This window comes from Herminiimonas sp. GW821-FHT09C12 (genome assembly GCF_059416385.1).
Genome location: NZ_JBWKPC010000001.1, coordinates 35,656 through 56,304, shown reverse-complemented (window position 1 = coordinate 56,304; position 20,649 = coordinate 35,656). Strand labels below are relative to the sequence as shown.

18 protein-coding genes are annotated in these 20,649 nt (G+C 51.9%); 9 read left to right on the top strand and 9 right to left on the bottom strand.

All coding sequences use genetic code 11. The annotated features are described in order from the left end of the window. The first annotated feature begins 41 nt into the window (after positions 1-41). The 5 genes from aceF (at position 42) to AC07N2_RS00225 (ending at position 5,417) form a co-directional block, all read left to right on the top strand. On the top strand, positions 42-1,394 hold the full coding sequence (aceF, locus tag AC07N2_RS00245; protein WP_494776489.1) for a dihydrolipoyllysine-residue acetyltransferase: 1,353 nt from the start codon (positions 42-44) through the stop codon (positions 1,392-1,394). A 58-nt stretch (positions 1,395-1,452) separates the two neighbouring features. Further along, positions 1,453-2,022, top strand: coding sequence for an MFS transporter (locus AC07N2_RS00240; protein ID WP_494776488.1), 570 nt, complete (start codon positions 1,453-1,455; stop codon positions 2,020-2,022). Between the two features lie 88 nt (positions 2,023-2,110). Next, on the top strand, positions 2,111-3,931 hold the full coding sequence (lpdA, locus tag AC07N2_RS00235) for a dihydrolipoyl dehydrogenase (RefSeq protein WP_494776487.1): 1,821 nt from the start codon (positions 2,111-2,113) through the stop codon (positions 3,929-3,931). A gap of 135 nt (positions 3,932-4,066) precedes the next feature. Then, on the top strand, positions 4,067-4,666 hold the full coding sequence (locus tag AC07N2_RS00230) for a hypothetical protein (RefSeq protein ID WP_494776486.1): 600 nt from the start codon (positions 4,067-4,069) through the stop codon (positions 4,664-4,666). Between the two features lie 259 nt (positions 4,667-4,925). Beyond that, the gene (locus tag AC07N2_RS00225; RefSeq protein ID WP_494776485.1) at positions 4,926-5,417 is read left to right on the top strand and encodes a hypothetical protein; all 492 of its coding nucleotides are present in this window, start codon (positions 4,926-4,928) and stop codon (positions 5,415-5,417) included. A gap of 80 nt (positions 5,418-5,497) precedes the next feature. Here AC07N2_RS00225 and AC07N2_RS00220 read toward each other — a convergent pair whose 3' ends face one another. The 4 genes from AC07N2_RS00220 to AC07N2_RS00205 form a co-directional block, all read right to left on the bottom strand. Beyond that, positions 5,498-6,112, bottom strand: a complete 615-nt coding sequence (locus AC07N2_RS00220; protein WP_494776484.1) for a GDSL-type esterase/lipase family protein — start codon at positions 6,110-6,112, stop codon at positions 5,498-5,500. Positions 6,113-6,132: 20 nt separating this feature from the next. Continuing rightward, the gene (locus AC07N2_RS00215; RefSeq protein WP_494776483.1) at positions 6,133-6,663 is read right to left on the bottom strand and encodes a C40 family peptidase; all 531 of its coding nucleotides are present in this window, start codon (positions 6,661-6,663) and stop codon (positions 6,133-6,135) included. Positions 6,664-6,671: 8 nt separating this feature from the next. Then, entirely contained in the window at positions 6,672-7,874 is a 1,203-nt protein-coding gene (locus AC07N2_RS00210) for an acetylornithine transaminase (RefSeq protein ID WP_494776482.1), read from the bottom strand. A gap of 288 nt (positions 7,875-8,162) precedes the next feature. Then, positions 8,163-9,191 (bottom strand): CDP-6-deoxy-delta-3,4-glucoseen reductase, encoded by a 1,029-nt coding sequence (locus AC07N2_RS00205; protein WP_494776481.1) that lies wholly within the window; start codon positions 9,189-9,191, stop codon positions 8,163-8,165. A 12-nt stretch (positions 9,192-9,203) separates the two neighbouring features. Here AC07N2_RS00205 and AC07N2_RS00200 point away from each other — a divergent pair, with 12 nt between their 5' ends. Both AC07N2_RS00200 and AC07N2_RS00195 read left to right on the top strand, forming a co-directional pair. Next, positions 9,204-10,121 carry an SDR family oxidoreductase gene (locus AC07N2_RS00200; protein WP_494776480.1) on the top strand — a complete coding sequence of 306 codons (918 nt, stop codon included), beginning with the start codon at positions 9,204-9,206 and terminating at the stop codon, positions 10,119-10,121. 465 nt (positions 10,122-10,586) lie between these two features. Next, positions 10,587-11,357, top strand: a complete 771-nt coding sequence (locus AC07N2_RS00195) for a TerC family protein (RefSeq protein WP_494776479.1) — start codon at positions 10,587-10,589, stop codon at positions 11,355-11,357. A 146-nt stretch (positions 11,358-11,503) separates the two neighbouring features. Here AC07N2_RS00195 and AC07N2_RS00190 read toward each other — a convergent pair whose 3' ends face one another. The 5 genes from AC07N2_RS00190 to AC07N2_RS00170 all read right to left on the bottom strand — a co-directional run bounded on the left by AC07N2_RS00190 (position 11,504) and on the right by AC07N2_RS00170 (position 17,935). After that, a complete protein-coding gene (locus AC07N2_RS00190; protein WP_494776478.1) occupies positions 11,504-12,583 on the bottom strand; it encodes a porin in 1,080 nt (359 codons plus the stop codon). A gap of 116 nt (positions 12,584-12,699) precedes the next feature. Continuing rightward, positions 12,700-13,794, bottom strand: a complete 1,095-nt coding sequence (locus AC07N2_RS00185) for an ABC transporter ATP-binding protein (protein ID WP_494776477.1) — start codon at positions 13,792-13,794, stop codon at positions 12,700-12,702. Between the two features lie 26 nt (positions 13,795-13,820). Next, positions 13,821-15,626, bottom strand: a complete 1,806-nt coding sequence (locus AC07N2_RS00180; protein ID WP_494776476.1) for an ABC transporter permease — start codon at positions 15,624-15,626, stop codon at positions 13,821-13,823. 122 nt (positions 15,627-15,748) lie between these two features. Then, entirely contained in the window at positions 15,749-16,849 is a 1,101-nt protein-coding gene (locus AC07N2_RS00175; RefSeq protein ID WP_494776475.1) for an ABC transporter substrate-binding protein, read from the bottom strand. Between the two features lie 126 nt (positions 16,850-16,975). Further along, complete coding sequence (locus tag AC07N2_RS00170; RefSeq protein WP_494776474.1) at positions 16,976-17,935, bottom strand: Bug family tripartite tricarboxylate transporter substrate binding protein; 960 nt, start codon at positions 17,933-17,935, stop codon at positions 16,976-16,978. A 326-nt stretch (positions 17,936-18,261) separates the two neighbouring features. Here AC07N2_RS00170 and AC07N2_RS00165 point away from each other — a divergent pair, with 326 nt between their 5' ends. Continuing rightward, on the top strand, positions 18,262-18,945 hold the full coding sequence (locus AC07N2_RS00165) for a response regulator (protein ID WP_494776473.1): 684 nt from the start codon (positions 18,262-18,264) through the stop codon (positions 18,943-18,945). Beyond that, on the top strand, positions 18,942-20,411 hold the full coding sequence (locus tag AC07N2_RS00160) for a sensor histidine kinase N-terminal domain-containing protein (RefSeq protein WP_494776472.1): 1,470 nt from the start codon (positions 18,942-18,944) through the stop codon (positions 20,409-20,411). The genes AC07N2_RS00165 and AC07N2_RS00160 overlap by 4 nt, the downstream gene beginning before the upstream one ends. Positions 20,412-20,649 lie beyond the last annotated feature (238 nt).

Below are 20,649 nucleotides of genomic sequence, written 5' to 3'. Positions count from 1 at the left end.
GCTGTCGTGATGGCGGACACGCAAACAAGCGGAGATAAAAGATGAGCATGGTCGAAGTCAAAGTCCCGGATATCGGCGACTTCAAAGAAGTCGAGGTCATTGAATTGTTGGTCAAAGTGGGCGATACGATTAAAGTCGATCAGTCCCTGATCACGGTTGAATCCGACAAAGCCAGCATGGAAATCCCATCCAGCCACGCTGGTGTCGTCAAAGAATTGAAAATCAAACTCGGTGACAAGATCGCAGAAGGTGCGTTGGTCTTGTTGCTGGAAGAGTCAGCAGCAGCGCCTGCTGCCGCTCCGGCGCCTGCAGCACCGGCTCCGGAACCAGTCAAGGTTGAAGCTGCACCTGCCGCAGTGCCAGCGCCTGTAGCTGCTCCAGCGTCTGTCGCCGCGCCAGCTCCGGTTCAAGCTGCACCTGCCGCACCAGTTGCTGCCGCAGTTCCAGCGACTGCTGCCAGCCACAAAGCACACGCATCACCATCGATACGCAAGTTCGCGCGCGAACTCGGTGTCGATCTCGGCAAAGTCGTCGGCTCCGGTCCTAAAGCACGCATTACGCAGGAAGACGTACAGAATTATGTGAAGGGCATCATCGCTGCCGGTCCGGTTGCGGCTGCTGTTGCTGCACCAGTCAAATCAGGTGGCGGTGCAGGTCTCGATCTGTTGCCATGGCCATCGCTGGACTTCAGCAAGTTCGGTACAACCACCTTGCAACCGCTGTCACGAATCAAGAAAATCAGTGGTCCTAATTTGCACCGCAACTGGGTCATGATCCCGCACGTTACGCAATACGACGAAGCAGACGTGACCGAGTTGGAAGAGCTGCGTAAATCGACCAACACCGCGCTGGCAAAATCCGGCGTCAAGTTGACGATGCTCGCATTCGTCATCAAGGCTTGCGTTGCAGCTCTGAAAAAATATCCAGAGTTCAATTCTTCACTCGATGCATCTGGTGAAAACCTGATTCTCAAGCAGTACTACAACATCGGCTTTGCTGCCGACACACCGCAAGGTCTGGTGGTTCCTGTCGTCAAAGGCGTCGACCAGAAATCGGTTACGCAGATCGCACAGGAAATGGGCGAACTGTCGGCACTGGCGCGCGACGGCAAGCTTAAAGGTTCCGACATGCAGGGCGCGACCTTCACGATCTCGTCCTTGGGCGGCATCGGTGGTACTTACTTCACACCATTGATCAATGCACCGGAAGTGGCGATTATCGGTTTGTCGAAAACATCGATGAAACCGGTATGGGACGGCAAGCAATTTGTGCCGCGTCTGATCATGCCTTTGTCGTTGTCTTACGATCACCGCGTGATCGATGGCGCTATGGGTGCGCGCTTCGTGACGTATTTGAGCGAAATGCTGACCGATCTGCGCAAGTCGCTGCTGTAATTGATCGCACCGCAATGAGCGATTTCAAACATTCTGTTCACCTTCATGAGGTGTTGGCATGACTACTTGTGTGGTTGTCAAAAAGAATAATGAAATCGCGATTGCCTGCGATTCACTGGTGACCTTCGGCGATACACGTCTGTCTCATGCGTACGAAGAGAACAACAAGATGTTCCGTATTGGCGATTCCTACATCACCTTGGCAGGCACGGCTGCGCATTTTCCCGTCATGCGTAAATTGCTGACGAGCATGGGCGAAGACTGCAAGCTGAATAGCCGCGATGAAGTATTCGATACCTTTACCAAGGCACATCAGATTCTGAAAGATAAGTACTTCCTGAATACGAAAGAAGAGGAAGACGATCCTTACGAGTCTTCACAGATCGCGACTCTGGTAGCGAATCCGCACGGCATCTTCGGCATTTACTCGTATCGTGAAGTATTCAGTTTCGATCGTTTCTGGGGCATAGGCAGCGGACGAAATTTTGCTCTTGGCGCGATGTATGCAGCTTACGACGGCGCAGCCAGTGCCAAGGAAATTGCAGAAATCGGTGTGCATGCAGGAGCAGAGTTTGACAAGAATACGGCAGCACCGTTTCAGATCATCAGTTTTCCCATGCGGGGATGACTTTGTAATTCAGGGTTACTAAAAAATATCAATCCGGACTCGACGCATAGAGCGGGACGAGCAGGATAAAAAATACGGAGCTAAAGCGATGAGCATGATTGAAATGAAAGTCCCCGATATCGGCGATTTCAAGGAAGTTGAAATTATTGAAGTGCTGGTCAATGTGGGCGATACGATCAAGGTCGATCAATCGCTGATTACAGTCGAATCAGACAAGGCCAGCATGGAGATTCCATCCAGCCACGCCGGTGTCATCAAAGAATTGAAAGTCAAACTGGGCGACAAAATTGCTGAAGGCTCACTGTTGCTCATCCTGGAAGCAGCGGACAGCGCGCCGGCACCGGCTGCGACTCCTGCGCCAGCACCAGCCGCCGCGCCAGCTCCTGCACCGGTTGCAGCAACACCGGCTCCAACTGCTGCTCCAGCACCAGTTCAGGCTGCAGCGCCAGTCGCTGCACCAAGCGCAGCCAGCTTCAGCGGCACAGTAGATATCGAATGCGACATGATGGTTCTGGGCGCAGGTCCTGGCGGTTACTCCGCAGCCTTCCGTTCTGCAGATCTGGGCTTGTCTACAGTCCTTATTGAACGTTACTCGACACTCGGCGGTGTTTGCCTGAACGTCGGTTGCATTCCATCCAAAGCTTTGTTGCACGTCGCAGCAGTGATTGATGAAACAGCTTCGATGGCTGCGCATGGCGTGACCTTCGGCAAGCCGCAAATCGATATCGACAAACTGCGCGGCTACAAGGAACAAGTCATCGGCAAGATGACCACCGGCCTCGCTGGTATGGCGAAAGCACGCAAGGTCAATGTCGTACAAGGTGTAGGTCAGTTCGTCGGTCCAAACCACATTGAAGTGACGGCAGCAGACGGCAGCAAGAAAACCATCCAGTTCAAACAAGCAATCATCGCTGCTGGTTCATCGGTAGTGAACTTGCCGTTCGTACCGCAAGATCCACGTATCGTCGATTCCACCGGTGCGCTCGAATTGCGCAGCGTGCCTAAGCGCATGCTGGTCATCGGCGGCGGCATCATCGGCCTGGAAATGGCAACCGTTTATTCCACACTAGGCGCACGCATCGACGTGGTCGAAATGCTGGACGGTTTGATGCAAGGCGCTGATCGCGACATGGTCAAAGTCTGGCAGAAGTTCAACGAGAAGCGCTTCGACAAAATCATGTTGAAGACAAAAACTGTAGCGGTCGAAGCGTTGAAAGAAGGCATCAAAGTTTCTTTTGAAGCAGCAGAAGCCGGTGCGACTGCACCAGAACCTCAAGTCTACGATCTGGTCCTGGTCGCAGTTGGCCGCAGCCCGAACGGCAAGAAGATTGCAGCTGACAAAGCAGGCGTAACTGTTACTGACCGTGGCTTCATCGAAGTCGATGCGCAGATGCGTACCAACGTGCCGCACATCTTCGCCATCGGTGATCTGGTTGGTCAACCTATGCTCGCGCACAAGGCAGTACACGAAGCGCACGTTGCGGCAGAAGCGGCAGCTGGTGAAAAAGCCTACTTCGACGCACGCGTGATTCCATCTGTTGCTTATACCGATCCTGAAGTCGCATGGGTAGGTATCACTGAAGACGAAGCCAAGGCCAAGGGTATCAAGCTCGAAAAAGGTCACTTCCCATGGGCAGCATCGGGTCGTGCCGTGGCGAATGGTCGTGACGAAGGCTTTACCAAATTGCTGTTCGATGCAGAAACACATCGCATCGTCGGTGGCGGCATAGTCGGCACACACGCTGGCGACATGATCGGTGAAATCGCATTGGCGATCGAGATGGGTGCTGACGCAGTTGATATCGGCAAGACCATACACCCGCATCCGACCTTGGGTGAATCGATTGGTATGGCGGCTGAAGTTTACAAAGGCGTCTGTACTGATTTGCCACCGACACGCAAGAAGTAAGGTGTAACTGAGTCTAAGCTGTGCTTAGACTCAAGCAAAAAGCGACGCAATGCGTCGCTTTTTTATTTTTAAACTCAAAAATATTTGGGATATAGGATTGCTTAAACGAAAGCGATTTTCTATATTCACAAAGTCGTGAAAATTAGAGCGCACAGTAAGACGAATACATCAGGAGGATTTTTGAACATTACAAGTGAACAGAACAATGCGGCCGGGCAGATAGTCGAGCTGTTGGCAATGCGAATAGGTCAAAACCGTGCGATACATCCAGAGACAGTGATCGCGGTGGTTGCACGCTTATCTGGTAGTTTTCTTTTGAGATCATTTAACTTTGATCTGGATAAGCTGGAGCGAGGAGCGATTGTTTTGTCGGCAGAGGCAAACGAAAAAGCTCCGGACTTACTGGCGCTTTTGTCCTCTGCGCTTACCAGCCGTAGCATACCGCTGGATACGAATAAACTGGGTGGAGACAAGTCTTTGCGCGGCGAAGAACCTAACTTGTCCTTCGAGGAATCAATTACCTCGCTGCAAGATGGTCTGCTTCTCATCATGCAAGAAAATAATCTGGATTTTGAGCAAGCTGCACAAGCAGCAACTCTGGCAACCGCTTTTATCATTGCAGAGTGCAGCAGAACAATAGGTGCTGAAACAGCATTGAACGTTGCGGTCTATGGTTTGATAGAGGGGTCGAAAACAGTACCACCGCCTTTTGCATCTGTACAAAATGTGAATTAAAAGACTTTTTGTATTTTTCTTGAACTTAATTTTTAGCAGATAAAGCGTAAGAAATTCAGTTAAGTAATATGAATAAAAAGTAATACGTAGGCTCTGTTCTGAATCATATAAAAGGCGACGTATTGCGTCGTCTTTTTATTTGTTAAATATGGTTTATAGCAATCGGTTTTCCCATATCCATGGCTTGTTTAATAGTAGGTTTCGACATACATTATTTGGCCTTCATCTTGAGTGGAGGAATAAAAAATCAGGGAATAATATGAAAATAATGATCATCATCATGGTGACAATGGCGGGTCTTTCCGGTTGCGCATCTATAACCGGGGATACGGCGCAGCACGTTCGGGTTGAAACTGTTAACCAGGATGGCGCTGTTGTAGCGGGGGCAAAATGCACGATGCAAAACAATTTTGGAACAACTTCAGGAGATTCTGGTACGCAAATTGTGACGCATAGATCTTCCGAAAATTTACATGTTGAGTGTAAAAAAGATGGCTATCCAGATGCGCAAGCAGCGGCGATTTCGCGTGCTAACGGTGGTATGTGGGGGAATATTCTTATCGGTGGCGGCATTGGAGCAATCATCGATCATAATAAAGGAACTGCTTATACTTATCCGGAATGGATTCGACTTGTATTTGGGAAAGTACTGACGTTTGATCGTTCTGATGATAAAACCGGGCAGCCTTCATTAGCGAAAGAGGTGCCCGATGCGAGACAAAAGTCCTCGGATGTAGCAAGTGCACAGTAAATGCATTGATTTTAAAAAAGCGACGCAATGCGTCGCTTTTTTCTTATTGCACCATCCAGGTTAAGAATCAGCACAGTCGATTATTTAAACCACCATTCCGACCAATCCCGTAACAGTCCCGCCAAACGGTCATACCCAAACTTCCCCGGATGCGCAAAATCATTGGCAATCGCTTCTTTCAGCCAATATTCATCTTTGCGCAGCGTATCGAACACCGATAAGTAAGGAACATATAGTCCGGCTGCTATTTCAGCAAACTGCTTGTCCAACTGCGCGACGCGACGATTGTGCGGCGCGTCTGGCATAGACGGTGGTCCGACCATCAATGTCTTGTAGCGAGCTGAAGCAGAGCGCAGGATGTTCTGGCAGTTGGTCAGACTTTCTTCTTCAGGAACGCGTAACACTCCCTCATAGATAGCGCTGTCGTTGACGCCAAATGAAAACACCACGTGCTGTTCACAGTCGGCCGGCAAGCGCGCCGCGCATTCCTGTTCCCAGCGCGCTGCAATGTCGCGGCTGGTATCGCGGCGTATGCCGAGGTTGTAGTGAGTGATGTTGTAGCCGCATGCTATGGCATCTTGTGTGACGCGTCCGGCCCAACCCAGACATAGCGGATCGCTGGTGCCTTGTACGAAGGAGTCACCGACAAAACAGATGCGATGATCGGTATTGGTCTTGGGTTTTGAATCGCTCACGATGGGTAGTCGAAGAAGGTTCAGTCGAAGTAGGTACGCGCCATTTCAAACCTGGGCGCGAAGTAGACATTATCCATACGCGCTATGCGTACTTTACCTTTGCTGGATGGAGCATGGATGAAGCGGCCATCGCCTATGTAGACGCCAACGTGTGAGAACGGTCGATTCATGGTGTTGAAGAACACCAGATCGCCGGGACGCAAGGTGCGTGGATCTATCTCTTTGCCAAGGCGTGCGATGTCTGCAGCGCTGCCGCTGACGTTCATGTTGAGCGCCTGGCGATAGATATAGGACACCATGCCGCTGCAATCCAGTCCGGCTTCAGGATTCTTGCCGCCGAACTGGTAACCGGTGTCTATCATGCCCATCGCATAGAGGGCGATTTCATTGCCTTTTTCGCTGATAGGTTGCGGCTCATACAGTATGCTTCCTGTCGATTGCCGCTTGATTGGCGCTGAGGTGCCGCAGGCAGCGAGTAGTGATGCTGCCAGCAGCGCGAGCAATAGTCCGCGCAAGCTGGCTATCTTGATCGAGGTGCTATGCAGCATCATCAAGCCGCTCAAGACTTCAGGTCGCTCAACACACCAGACAACATGTCTATCATCTGGTCTATCTCTTCATACGATACATTCAGCGCAGGCATGAAGCGCAGCAGGTCAGGGCGCGGTGAGTTCAGCAACAAACCAACTGGTGTCAGGTCACGTGCTTTTTCCACGATTTGCGGGCCGATGTCTGAACCCAGTTTCAGTGCGCGCAACAATCCATCGCCGCGTTCGCCGGCCAGACCGTGTTTCTCTGTGAGCTTCAGCAATGCTGTGCTCAGGTAAGTGCCTTTGTCTTTCACTGATTGCAGAAAGCCCGGTGCCAGTAGTGCTTGTGCAACTGCGATACCGACTGCAGTCATCAATGGATTGCCGTTGTAGGTGCCACCTTGATCGCCCGGTTCAAAGCAGGCCACTTCTTCACGACACAACATCGCAGCCAGTGGAACACCACCGCCTATGCCTTTGCCCAGCGTCATGATGTCTGGTGTGATACCGGACAATTGATAGCCGAACAATTCACCAGTGCGGCCCATGCCGGTTTGTACTTCATCGACGATCAGCAGCACGCCGTGTTCTTTGGTCAGTGCGCGCAAGCCTTGCATGAATTCACGCGTAGCCGGGATGACGCCACCTTCACCTTGTACAGGTTCCAGCATCACGGCGATGGTTTTATCGGTGATGAGTTTCTTGACGCTGTCGAGATCGTTCAGTGTGGCTTTGAAAAAGCCTGACACTTGCGGCGCATATATCGTGTCCCAACCTGCTTTGCCACTGGCCGACATGGCGGCGATCGTACGGCCGTGGAAGCTGTGATCGAAGGTGATGATTTCGTAGCGATTTTCGCCGGCGGCATTCTTGTTGAGCTTGCCCCATTTACGTGCCAGCTTGAACGCACTTTCATTTGCTTCTGCGCCGCTGTTGGCGAAGAAGACGCGATCGAAGCAAGAATTCTCAGTCAGCAATGCGGCCAATGCGATCGATGGTTCGTTGTAGAACGCCGGTGATGGATTGATCAGTTTTTTCGATTGCGCTGTCAGTGCATCTTGCATGCATTGCGGCGAATGGCCGAGACAGTTGACGGCCCAGCCTTGCAAGTAATCGAGGTAGCGTTTGCCATTATGGTCAGTCAGCCACATGCCGTCGCCTTCTGTGAAAACCAGTTCAGGACGGTTGGTGATGTAGAGCAGTGAATTGACGGGGTACTGGCTGAATTCCATTTCGGCTACTCCTGAGCGCAAATAATTGAAAGAATATCTGGGACGAAAATTACTAAGAATTACTAAAAAAAAAGCCACAGGATTTGCCTGTGGCTGAGTGATCGGCTTACGCTTACACGCACGGCATCCAAGGCTGGGGCAGCTGGTTACGGCGTCGCAAGAGTTTGGCGGTCATATTCATGTGAAGAATATTATGACGTTTTGCGCAGTGCGTCAAAACGTTTTTCGCCACTCTTGCTTAGCGGCACGCCGCGTGGTTAAAAGCTTAATAGCTAATCAACAAGCGAATTAACCCTGTGCCAGATCTGCTTCTGATGTGAATGCGTCTGCGTAGAACTCGTCGACAGGCAATTTGCACACCGCACTGAAATCGGCTTGCGCTGCTTCCACCATCGCCGGTGCACCGCATGCATACACTTGATAATTCGACAGGTCAGGCAGATCGGCCATCACGGCTTGATGTACGAAGCCGCTACGGCCTGTCCATTGATCGTCTGCTGTTGCATGCGAGATGACCGGAACGTAAGTGAAGTGCGGCACGGTGCGCGCCCATTCTTCGCACAGGGCATGCATGTACAAATCTTTCGGACGACGGCCGCCCCAGTACAACGTCATCGGGCGTTCACTCTTGTCGTGCAGCGCTTGCTCGACGATGGCTTTGATAGGCGCAAAGCCAGTGCCGGATGCCAGCAAGACCATCGGTTTCTTCGAATCTTCGCGCAGGAAGAACGTACCTTGCGGGCCTTCGAAGCGCAGGATGTCACGTTCCTTCATCGTCGTGAATACCTGATCGGTGAAGAGGCCGCCGGGCATGTGGCGCACATGCAGCGTCAGTTGTTCATCCAGATGCGGTGCATTTGCCAGACTGTAGCTGCGACGCTTGCCGTCTTTTAAAAGAAACTCGATGTATTGGCCGGCGCGATATTGCAGGCGTTCGCTGGCCGGTAATTGCAGAGAAATGGCGATGACGTCATCGGCCAGTCTTTCCAGCTTGGCGACGCGTGATGGCAATTTCTTGATTGGGAACTCGCCGATGCCGAGCACTTCGCGGGCTTCGATCTCGATATCGCTATGTGGGCGGGCGCAGCAGAAGAGAGAAAATCCTACAGCTTCATCAGCTGGCGACAAGGCGCGTGCCTGATGCGGGCCATGCGTGACTGTGCCGGACAAGACCATGCCCTTGCAGCTACTGCACGCGCCATTCTTGCAGCCGTAAGGCAAGCCGACGCCGGCGCGTATCGCCGCATTCAAAATGGTTTCATCTGCTTCGCAGCTAAATTGCCGACCACTCGGCTTAACAGTTACTTGGAACGTCATACAATCTCGATCATGAAAATAAATACTAAAAGCAAAAATACTGCCAACACCTTCGGCAAACCGCGTCTGCTGATTCTGGGATGCGGTGACGTAGGCATGCGCTTGCTGCCGCTGTTGCGCGACCGTTTTCGCATTTTTGCCGTCACTACGCAGTTATCCAGGCAGGAAGAATTACGTGCTGCCGGTGCGGTTCCTGTCATCGCCAATCTGGATGAGCCGGCTACGCTGGCACGTTTGGCGCGCTTGTCCTCGCATATTGTGCATTTGGCACCACCGCAATCGGCAGGCAACACGGATAAGCGCACACGTAATCTGACCGCCATTTTACCCGACCACGCGACACTGGTTTATGTCAGTACTTCCGGTGTGTATGGTGATTGTGGTGGTGAGTGGGTAGATGAGACGCGTACGGTGCAGCCGCATAATCCGCGCGCGACCAGACGGGTTGATGCTGAAAAAGTGCTGCGCGCATGGGCACGTCGTTCGCAATCGCGTCTGAGTATCCTGCGTGTGCCTGGTATTTATGCTGATGATCGTTTGCCTGTTGATCGCTTGAAGAAGGGCTCGCCAGCCTTGTTGCCTGAGGATGACGTATATACCAACCATATCCATGCCGAGGATCTGGCGCAGATCATTGCGCTGGCCCTGTTCCGTGCGCAGCCTTGCCGCATTTATCATGCGGTCGACGATAGCGATATGAAGATGGGCGCTTACTTCGATGCGGTGGCCGATGCCTTGTCGCTGCCGCGTCCGCCGCGTTTGTCGCGTGAGAAGTTGCAGCATGAGGTGTCACCGATGATGTTGTCCTTCATGTCGGAATCGCGTCGTTTGGCGAATCAGCGGATCAAGACCGAGCTGGGTGTGCGCCTGCGCTATGCGACGGTAGGGCAGGCTTTGAGCCATTTGAACAAGGTTACTGACAAAAATTGATGTGCGTTAAGAATTTGTTATGAAAATTAGTGTGAATTAAGCATGTTTTAGCTGCATTACTGATCGGGAGCGTCAGTCCACGTATTTCTCCCGATTTTTATCTCTATTTTTATCCCTTCCTGTGTAAATTCAGCAACTTATCTATGTAATTGACATCTTTAATGTCAATTTATATGGCTTTAATCATCCGTTTTTATCCATTTAAAAATAATACTCTTCGGTTTTTCCGTATATAAATTATGCTAAATTCGATTTCCAGTAATGTTAGGATTCCGTTAAAGTTCGTCCACCTGCCAGAAACGGTGGTTTGAAAAGGGGAAGACCGATGTAGGAGCACCGGTGCTGATTGTTGAAAAGGCAATTGGCTTCAAGCATAAAAATATTTGCCAAAACGAAATCTGCGATCAACCCACCCTGTTGGCGTGAGATGCGCGTAAGGCATTCACCAATTTATTCGAGACTATTATGGAATTTCTACAAGTTTTTACTACGCCAGAAGCATGGATCGCATTAGCAACGTTAGCGATGCTGGAGATCGTGCTCGGCGTCGATAACATTATTTTCATTTCGGTTCTGGTTGATCGCCTGCCGAAACATCAACAGCAAAAAGGCCGCATCATCGGTCTGGGTCTGGCGATGGGTACACGTATCCTGCTGTTGTTGAGCTTGTCGTGGATGATGGGATTGGTCGAACCGATCTTTACAATTGGCGATATGGGCTTCTCCGGCCGCGATCTGATTCTGTTCTTCGGTGGTCTGTTCCTCTTGTATAAGGCTTCGTCCGAGATCAAGGAATTGATGGGCACGCATCAAGAAGAGGAAACGAAAGCTGTCGTGAAAAAGGCAAGCTTCGCGATGACCTTGGCACAGATCGCTGTGATCGATATCGTGTTCTCGCTGGATTCGGTCATTACCGCAGTTGGTATGGTCAGCCAGGTAGAAATCATGATTGTCGCTATCGTGATCGCAGTCGGCGTGATGATGTTCTCGGCAAAAGCAATTGGCGAATTCGTCAACGAGTACCCAAGCATCAAGATGCTGGCACTCTGCTTCCTGGTCATCGTCGGTGCTGTATTGGTGGCTGAGAGCTTCGCGATCCACATCCCGAAAGGCTACATCTACGGTGCGATGGCATTCTCGCTGGTGGTTGAATTGTTCAACATCCGTATGCGCAGAAATCATCACATGGCAGCATGCGATGCGCCTGAGTCGGTTCAGGACGGCGTAACGGCTTAAGTTGAAGTAAGACGGAGCGGCACGGATGTGCCGCTCCTCAAGTAAAAAGAGGAACCCGTTTGGGTTCCTCTTTTTTTTCGTGCTGCTTGGTAGGTCTTATTTGCAAGACGAAATTGATATTTCGCCCAGTTTAAAACACACCGTTTTTAGAAGCGATGCTGGATACCAGCGGTCACGCCACGCTGATTGTTGCCGAAACCGGCATCATCACGCGACAGACCAGTCAGCAGTCCGTTCTTTGCCTTGGCGTAAGCTCCGCTCAAATACAGATCGGTACGTTTCGACAAAGCATACTTTGCGCGGAGCGAGAGCATGTATGGATCTGCATCGGTGTTGGCCGCTACGTTCTTGATGTCTTGATAGGAGAGCAGTGCAATCAAGGTTAGAGCTGGTGTAGTTTTATAAGTGACGCCAGCCCAGTAGAAATCACTGCGTCTGTCGGGAGCATTGCTTGCCAGCGTCATTTTGTAATTGCGATAACCAAGGTCGACAGCCAAGGCATCGGTGATTTGATAATCGCCGGCTAAATGCATGATGGTGGTTCTGTCACCAAGGCCGGTTGTCGTACCATTGGCACGCTGTACTGTCGCGGCGAGGCGCAATGGGCCTTTTTCGTAACCTGCACCCAAGTCATATTTGGCGTTATCGCTCATGCTGCCTGCGACTTCACCAAAGCTATAGGTTGCGCCGACTTTGAAGTCGCCGAATTTTCCTAAATATTTAACCATGTTAGCCAGATTGGTCACCATGCCATCTTTGCGAACGGTGCCTCCAGTGGTTGATGCGGTTGCGCTGCCACCGGTAATCCATGAATAGTTGGCCGAATAGCCCATAGGATCGAAAGGAAGGATGAAATCATAGGTGGTGGTGAAAGAGCGTCCGGCAACGATGCGGCCCCAGCTGCCTTCGAGGCCTACATTGGCTTGGCGACCAAAATAGTCGGCAGTATCTTGCGCACCGGTGTCTACCTTGAAGCCGCTTTCCAACTGGAATACTGCCTTTAAACCGCCGCCCAGATCTTCAGTGCCACGGAAGCCTATACGCGAGGTATTCATCGCACCGGAACTTAGACGCGCCAAGCCATCTTTATTGGAGTTAGCGTTGTTAACATATTCGACACCGGTATCGACGATACCGTAGACGGTGACGTTGGATTGCGCGTAAGCGCTGGCTGCCATAGCGCCGAATGCGGCGAGCATTGCTGTCGCCAGATATTTCTTCTTCATTTGTGATGTCCCCATTATTTGATATTTTGGTGTTGGTTGTGCGATACGACTACGCTGCACAAAGGCTGTTGCGTGCTACGGATGTGCCCCCCTTTCTGTGATGCCTGAATTGATAACTAAACCGTTTGGAAAGCCCACAGCGCGTGTTGTGGCAATTGCAGCCAGTACTCGCCCGGGGCCAGTCGTTGTTTTGCATAAGCGCGTAGAACGGTGCCGTCGGTGCCGTTCTCGTTCGCATTGCGGAAGACGCATTCCCAGCGATCACCCAAATACATGCAGGTTGAAAGCGGTAACTTGATCGCGTTGTCGACAGATGTATCGGAGATGTTGATTTGCTCGACGCGGATGATGGCGGTGGCATCGTTGCTGTCACTGCTGTGGCCACGCAGAGTTGCCTTGACATTGCCGCCTGCGATTTGCAGTACGACATGCTCGCCTTCGCGTTGCAGTATCTTGGCTGGCAAGCGGTTATTGCTGCCCATGAATTCCGCCGTGAACAAGGTGTTCGGCGTTTCATACATGCTTTGCGGTGTGCCTTGCTGTTCGATCTTGCCGTTGTTGAGCAACAGAATGCGATCCGAGATCGCCATTGCCTCTGCTTGATCATGTGTGACCATCAGTGCTGACAAACCGAGTCGTACGATCAGTTCACGCAAGAAGGCACGCGCTTCTTCGCGCAACTTGGCATCCAGATTCGAGAGTGGTTCGTCCAGCAGAATGACGGGTGGGTTGTAAACCAGTGCGCGCGCGATGGCGACACGTTGTTGCTGTCCACCGGACAATTGATGCGGAAAACGGTCGCCCAACTGGCCGAGACCGAGCTGGTTCAATACGGTCTTGACGCGTTCGGCAATGTCGCTGCTGCTCATCTTGCGCAACTTCAAACCGTAGCCGACGTTGTCGGAAACAGTTTTGTGCGGCCATAGCGCATAGGACTGGAACACCAGACCGAGATTGCGTTCTTCAGCTGGAATTTCCAGCTTGCGATTGCCATCGAACATGGTGCGTTCGCCGATTTGTATATTGCCTGACTTCGGTGATTCCAGACCTGCAACTGCACGCAGCAAGGTGGTCTTGCCGCTACCGGATGGTCCCAACAAGGCGACTACTTCGCCGCGTTGCAATTCCATCGAGACACCTTTGAGAATCTGGTTGGCGCTGGCGCCGGTGCCATAGTCGAGATGCAAGTCATTGACGCTTAATTCGTTCATGATGATTTCCTGAAGATGTGATGTACTTAATCGTGCAACTTGACGCCGAAGCGCAGCGCAATGCCGAGGCCGATGGCCACCAGCGTGATGTTGATAAAGGAGAGAGTGGCGACCAGATCGACGGAGCCGGAAGCCCACAGCGAGACGATCAATGCGCCTATGACTTCGGTGCCAGGCGACAGCAGATAGACGCCGGTCGAATATTCCCGTTCGAAAATCAGGAACACCATCAGCCATGCGCCGAGCACGCCGTAGCGCACCAGTGGCAAGGTGACGTCACGTGTGACTTGCGAACGACGCGCGCCAACCGCACGTGCGGCTTCTTCCAGTTCCGGGCCAACTTGCAACAAGGCTGTGGTGATCAGACGCAAGCCATAAGCCAGCCACACCACCGAGTACGCCAGCCACACCGAGAAAATGGTGGAGCGCAGTTCACGCAATTGCGGAATGACGTTTTCGACCAACCACATCGCGATGAAGTTGTCGTAACCTTTCAATATGTTGTCGAGGAAGGACGGTACGAACAGAAACACCCACAAGAAGGAAAGGCCAGCCAGCAAGCCTGGCACAGCGCGTGGAATCAATACGCTGTAATCAAGGAAGCGCGTGATGCCATCCGATTTGCGATGCATGGCCAGTGCGATGCAGCAGTAGCAAGCTACTGCCAGCGCGCCGCCGATGACACCGATCATGATGGTGTTGACGATGCCGCGTACCAGCGATGGTTGTTCCCAGATATCGCGGAAATGCTGGAAGGTGAAGGCATCGATCAGCGACACGCCATAACCCCAGTGCGAAACAAATGCACGCAAGGCGATGCCGGACAATGGAATTACTATCGTGAAAATCAACCACGCTGCGATCAGACTGAAAGCCAGCCATTTCCATTTACCTAAAGGCAGCGCTTTTTGACGCGAGCCTTTGCCTTTGATGGACACATATTTGTTGGCGGAGCGTAGCAACCAGCGCTGGATCATGACCAGCGGCAGCGTTACTGCAACCAGACACACCGCAACTGCTGCCATCAAATGATAGGAAGGCGTACCGAGTTTATTGGTCAGCTTGTACAGATAAGTTGGCAAGACCAGATGACCCTCCGGATCACCCAATACCAGCACCAGACCGAATACTTCAAAGCCGAGGAAGAACACCAGTACGCCGGCATAGGCCAGCGCCGGCATGATCATAGGCAGTGAAACATTCAACGCAACTTGCAACGGTGATGCGCCAGCCACGCGTGCGGCTTCTTCCACATCGGCACCCAAGCTCTTGAGTGCAGCGGACGCGTACAGATAAACGTGCGGGACGTGTGTCAGGCCGGCGATGATGACGATGCTAGGGAAGGCGTACACATTCCATGGCGTTGCTTCTATGCCGATCAGACGCAACATGTCTTGCATCCACACGGTGTAGAAACCAACCGGCCCCATAGACACGACATAGCCGAAGCCGATCACCATCGGTGACACAAAAATAGGTACCAGCAAGAGCGGTGCAATCCAGTTGCGACCCGGCAAATCGGTGCGCACCATCAGGAAGGCCAACATGCTGCCCAGCGGTACGGCGATCAAGGCCAGACCAGTGGCGAGGGTTAAACCATTAATGAAAGCCTGGCGAAAATCAGGATCATCGAAGATGAAGCGATACGGCTCCAGACTCAGTGTTTTGATAGGCGCAAAAAACGGCGCAGATAAAAAGCTCTGATAAAAAATCAATATCAGTGGCAGAAAGATAGCAATCGCTGCCAGTGTGACGACCAGTCCGCGCGGCCAGTTAAGGCGCGACAGCCAGGAACGGCTGGGTAGCGGATGGATAGAAGTAAGCGTAGTCATAAATAGAAATACCTTGCATAAGCTGTGTTAAATCGCAGGGCGGATACAGCCTTAAGCTCTGCAGTCATCTCGAACGCAAGGTGGAAGGCATCACGCTTTCCACCTTGCTTGCTACAGATGAATTACTTCTTGCCTGCGGCTTCTTTCCATTGCTTCAGGAATGCCAGGCGTTTGGTTTGATCCAGGTATTGCAACAAGGATGGTGTGATCGCAATCGGTTTGAGTGCGGTACCGAGTTGTGTCGTCAGAGCGGCCAGTGTCGATGTGCCGGTAACGTCAGAACGCAGCGAATACAGTTGCGATTCATTGGCGATGATGGTTTGGCCGCGTTTGGACAACAGATAGTCGATCCACAATTTGGACGCGTTCATGTTTCTCGCCGACTTGTTGATGAACACCACGCGCGACAAGACCAGGTTGTAATCCTTGGTGAAGACCACGCCGATCGATGGATCTTTGGCGGCACGCGATTGTGCGTAAGAGCCGATGACGTTGTAGCCGATCAGGTTCTCGCCGGAGGAAATGCGTTCCAGCATGGTGCCGGTCGACGATTGCACGCGGAGCGCTACATCGCCGAAGGACTTGGCCAAATTCCAGAATTGCGGATTGGTTTGTGCATCTTCGGTAATGAACAAGAAGCCGACGCCTGATTTTTCAATGTCGTAGCTGGTGACTTTGTTGCGGAACTTGTCAGCCTTGGTGGTCAGCAGTTTGAGCAGGTCGGCATGGGTAGATGGCACTTCATCTGGGCTGACCAAACGCTTGTTGTAAACGATGGCGAGTGGCTCGAAGGTCGTGCCGTAAGCACTGTCCTTGTAATTGGCCCAGGCAGGAATGGCAGCAGATTCCTGCGATTTGTAGGTTGCGCCATAACCTTCGCTGACCAATTTGAATTGCAAGTCCATCGCCGACGACCACAACACGTCAGCAGTAGCGCCACCGGCAGCGGCTTCCGAGATAAAGCGGTTATACACTTCGGTCGAATTCATGTCGTTGAATTCAATCTTGATGCCAGGGTAGAGCGTGCCGAAATCCTTGAGCAGTGGTTCCACCGCTTTGGAGTCGGTAGCGCTGTAGATCACCAGCTTGCCTTCCTTCTTGGCGCCGTCAATGATCTTGGCGTAATCGGCAGAGTAACCAGCTGGAACTTGTGCTGACGCATGTAATGTAAAGCTCAACGAGAGTGCAGTTAGTGCGATTGCTATAGGTTTTTTGATCAACATTTGCTTCGTCTCCTAGTGGATTTAGTTATTCAATAAGGCGCAGGGGACCCAGAGCAAGTCCAAACAGACTTGCCGCCTTGTGCGCTTCACGGAATTTTTTTGCCGAACGAATCGGCGTGGCCAGAACTATCTGATCAGGCCAAGTTGGTCGGATTGTTTGCGATAGTCTTCAACGGTTTTATGGATGTAGTGGGTTAATTGGTCGCCGGTCAGGGCTATCGGATACAAGCCATTAGCAGCACGTAATCGGTTGAATTCAGGCGTCGCCATCATCTGATCGAAGGTGTGCACCCAGCGCTTGTATGCTTCGTCGCTGACCTGCGGTCCCATGTAGAAGCCGCGTATGATCGGCCAGCTGATATCTATGCCTTGTTCGATGGCGGTCGGCACATGGGCTAATACGCCGGGCAAACGTTTTTCGGACAGAATGGCGAGGACGCGAATTTCGCCATCGGTATGCATGGCTGCTTCGGATGCATCGCCGGAGATCACTTGTACATGGCCGGCGCGCAGGGCAGTGAATGCTTCGCCGCCACCTTCTAGCGCAACGAAACGCAAATTCTTGGGATTAATCTTGCTTTGCTTGGCCAGCAATGACACCTTGAGCCAGTCTTGACTGCCGACGGTACCTGCTGTGCCTATGGTGATTTTGGATGGTTGCTGCTTGAGCGCTTCCATCAAGTCGCGTAGCGTCTTGTAGGGCGAATCGCTGCGCACGGCAATCATGCCGTAATCAACGCCTATCGCTGCGACCCAGCGCACATTGTTGACATCGGCATGGCCGTATTTGCCTTGTGCCAGATTCATCAGTGAGCCGCCGGAGAAGGCCACTAGCGTATCGGCTTCGGCGCGGCGTTGTGTGACGAAGGAGTTCCAGGCGACTGCACCTATGCCGCCGGGCAGGTAGCTGATCTTGACGTTGATATCTTTATCGGTGCTTTGCAAACCTTGCTGTATCAGCTTGCAGGTGACAGACATGCCGCCGCCGGGTTTGGCAGGCGCGACGCATTGCACCGGCGCTGCTGCATAAGCGCTGAATGTGATGCATGCACTGAGTGCACAAATCAATTTGATCGGTGTGGTCATTGTCTCCTGCCATCCTCTATTCGGTCGCTCGTTTTCGCACGACTCGGTTTTATTTATCTGCCCAGCCACCATAAATTTCTTTACAGCAAATTCATGCGGGCTGATGATGCATCCAGCTGGATCGAGCCAACCGGTTGATGCAGCATTGAATGCAGATGCATTACTCGTTTTTTTCATCATAACGGCTCGAATCTTTCAATTACCTTTCATAGAACGCATTTCACACAACCCCGTGAGATGTGTTCTGGAAGTCGCTGAATTTTGCCAACGGCGATTTTCTGTGTGAGTATTGGCGGCTATATTTTCTTACCTATGCGTACAAGGCCATGCGGATTTTACTGATAGAAGATCATGTTGAGTTGTCGCGTTGGCTGACCAAGGCATTGCAGGATGCGCACTGGTCGGTCGAATGCGCAATGAATGGCGCTGACGCCGACAGTTTGTTGCATACGCAGCAATATGCGCTGGTGATACTCGATTTGACCTTGCCCAAGATGGATGGTTTAGAGGTATTGAAGCGTTTACGCGCCCGCGGCAGCAAAACGCCGGTATTGATTCTGACAGCACGTGGTGGTTTGCAGGACAGGGTACAGGGTTTGAATCTCGGTGCGGACGATTATCTGGCCAAACCGTTTGAACTGGAGGAGCTGGAAGCGCGCGTCAAGGCCTTGCTGCGTCGTGCGCAGGGCGGCGAAGCACCGGTCTATAGTTGCGGTGCATTAAGTTTCGATACGGTATCGCGCATGTTCAGCTATGGCGATGCGGCACTGGCGTTGACACCGCGTGAACATGCGGTGCTGGAAGTCTTGATCAGCCGTGCCGGGCGCGCCGTATCGAAGGAAAAATTGTTCGATGAAGTATTTGCACTGGTGGATGATGCCAACCCCGATGCCATCGAAATCTATATTCATCGCCTGCGCAAGAAATTGCAGCGCGATGGCGATGGTGTGGTTGCCATCACGACCTTGCGCGGTCTCGGTTATCTGTTAGAGGTCGCTGCCAAGAAATGACTTCAAGCACCGCCACCAAACCAATCAAATCCATGGGCAGTTTGCGCGGCCAGCTATTGCGCTGGCTGTTGGTTCCGCTATTGCTGGTGGTGGCGCTGGATGCTTTTTCGGTTTATCGCAATGCCTTGGACGTGGCCGATCTGGCGTATGACCGTGCCTTGCTGGCGTCGACGCGGGCATTGGCAGAGCGTGTTTCTGTGGTGAATGGCAAAGTGGTGGCTGATGTACCGTATGTGGCGCTGGATAGTTTTGAAACCGATACGCTGGGACGGATCTACTACAAGGTAACCGGTACGCATGGCGAGTTTGTTTCCGGTTACGCAGATTTGCCAGCCTTGCCACCTGATGTACCCCGTTCGGAAATCTATCCGGCACTGGTGCATTTTTATCACGCGACTTATCAAGGTCAACAGGTGCGCATTGCTGCCTTGTATCAACCGGTCTATGACGATTCCATGCGTGGCATCGCCTTGATTCAGGTTGGTGAAACCATGGATGCACGCAGCGATCTGACGCGACAAATTCTCTTTAGTACTTTATGGCGGCAAGGTTTGCTGGTGATGGTGGCAGCCTTGCTGGTGTGGTTTGCAGTGCGTTTGGTATTGCGTCCGTTGATGCAATTGAAGGCGCAAGTGGAGGCACGTTCACTAACCGATTTGGCTGACTTCGACGCTGATCGGGTGCACAAGGAAGTACGTCCTTTGGTCGCTGCAATGAATGGTTACATGGGGCGTTTGCAGGCGTTGATTACCAGTCAGCGTCGCTTTATTGCAGATGCCTCGCACCAACTGCGTACACCGCTGACGGTGCTGAAGACGCAGGCTGAATTGGCGCTGCGCCAATTGGATCGCAATCCTAACGATGTGCGCGCCTTGCAGGATATGCGCGAAATAGTCGAAAGCATAGCTGGCACGACCGAATCCACTGCGCACCTAGCTAATCGTTTATTGACGTTAGCGCGTGCTGAACACGGCATGGCTGAAAGCGATATCACGTTGATTTCGCTCACGGAGGTGACGCGTCAAGTCGGCTTGGAGCATGCACCTGCCGCGGTTAAAAAACAAATTGATCTGTCATTCGATGCACCCGAGGAAGTCATGATCAAGGGGCATGCTCTGTTGTTGCACGAGCTGATTAGTAATGTGGTGGATAACGCCATTCATTACACGCCGATAAGCGGCAGGATTATTTTGCGCGTGCGTCGGGACGCGCTTGCGCAACGGGCGATACTGGAAGTGGAAGATAGCGGTATAGGTATACCCAAAGAAGATCGCGAACGTGTCTTCTCCGCCTTTTATCGCTCGCCGTCGGCACAGCAAAAAAATATCGGTGGTGCAGGTCTGGGTTTATCTATCGTGCGTGATATTGCTGTGTTGCATGGTGCCGAGATTGCACTGTCGAACTCGAGTGATGGTAATTCGGCTTGCCCTGGGCTGAAAATCACGATTAGTTTTCCATCGCCATGATTCTGCAAATAAGTGCTGGATACTGAAAAAGCAGGCCTTGAATTGAAATCAGCACGCTATAAGCGTGCTGATGATGAAGATCAAAACTGAAGAATTATTGACGCTTGGATTCTTCTTTCTTCAGTTTCTTCGCTTCCTTTTTTTCCTTCATTGTTTTGGCAGGTTCTTTCTTCACTGCCTTCTTGCTGTCCTGACTTTTGCCCATGATGTTCTCCGTGAAAAGATGTATTGCAGTTAA

Excerpts from the sequence above, each read along its gene's own strand:
- aceF (WP_494776489.1), top strand. The coding sequence starts at position 42 with ATGAGCATGGTCGAAGTCAAAGTCCCGGATATCGGCGACTTCAAAGAA.
- AC07N2_RS00240 (WP_494776488.1), top strand. The coding sequence starts at position 1,453 with ATGACTACTTGTGTGGTTGTCAAAAAGAATAATGAAATCGCGATTGCC.
- lpdA (WP_494776487.1), top strand. The coding sequence starts at position 2,111 with ATGAGCATGATTGAAATGAAAGTCCCCGATATCGGCGATTTCAAGGAA.
- AC07N2_RS00225 (WP_494776485.1), top strand. The coding sequence starts at position 4,926 with ATGAAAATAATGATCATCATCATGGTGACAATGGCGGGTCTTTCCGGT.
- AC07N2_RS00215 (WP_494776483.1), bottom strand. The coding sequence starts at position 6,663 with ATGATGCTGCATAGCACCTCGATCAAGATAGCCAGCTTGCGCGGACTA.
- AC07N2_RS00210 (WP_494776482.1), bottom strand. The coding sequence starts at position 7,874 with ATGGAATTCAGCCAGTACCCCGTCAATTCACTGCTCTACATCACCAAC.
- AC07N2_RS00205 (WP_494776481.1), bottom strand. The coding sequence starts at position 9,191 with ATGACGTTCCAAGTAACTGTTAAGCCGAGTGGTCGGCAATTTAGCTGC.
- AC07N2_RS00200 (WP_494776480.1), top strand. The coding sequence starts at position 9,204 with ATGAAAATAAATACTAAAAGCAAAAATACTGCCAACACCTTCGGCAAA.
- AC07N2_RS00195 (WP_494776479.1), top strand. The coding sequence starts at position 10,587 with ATGGAATTTCTACAAGTTTTTACTACGCCAGAAGCATGGATCGCATTA.
- AC07N2_RS00190 (WP_494776478.1), bottom strand. The coding sequence starts at position 12,583 with ATGAAGAAGAAATATCTGGCGACAGCAATGCTCGCCGCATTCGGCGCT.
- AC07N2_RS00185 (WP_494776477.1), bottom strand. The coding sequence starts at position 13,794 with ATGAACGAATTAAGCGTCAATGACTTGCATCTCGACTATGGCACCGGC.
- AC07N2_RS00180 (WP_494776476.1), bottom strand. The coding sequence starts at position 15,626 with ATGACTACGCTTACTTCTATCCATCCGCTACCCAGCCGTTCCTGGCTG.
- AC07N2_RS00175 (WP_494776475.1), bottom strand. The coding sequence starts at position 16,849 with ATGTTGATCAAAAAACCTATAGCAATCGCACTAACTGCACTCTCGTTG.
- AC07N2_RS00170 (WP_494776474.1), bottom strand. The coding sequence starts at position 17,935 with ATGACCACACCGATCAAATTGATTTGTGCACTCAGTGCATGCATCACA.
- AC07N2_RS00165 (WP_494776473.1), top strand. The coding sequence starts at position 18,262 with ATGCGGATTTTACTGATAGAAGATCATGTTGAGTTGTCGCGTTGGCTG.
- AC07N2_RS00160 (WP_494776472.1), top strand. The coding sequence starts at position 18,942 with ATGACTTCAAGCACCGCCACCAAACCAATCAAATCCATGGGCAGTTTG.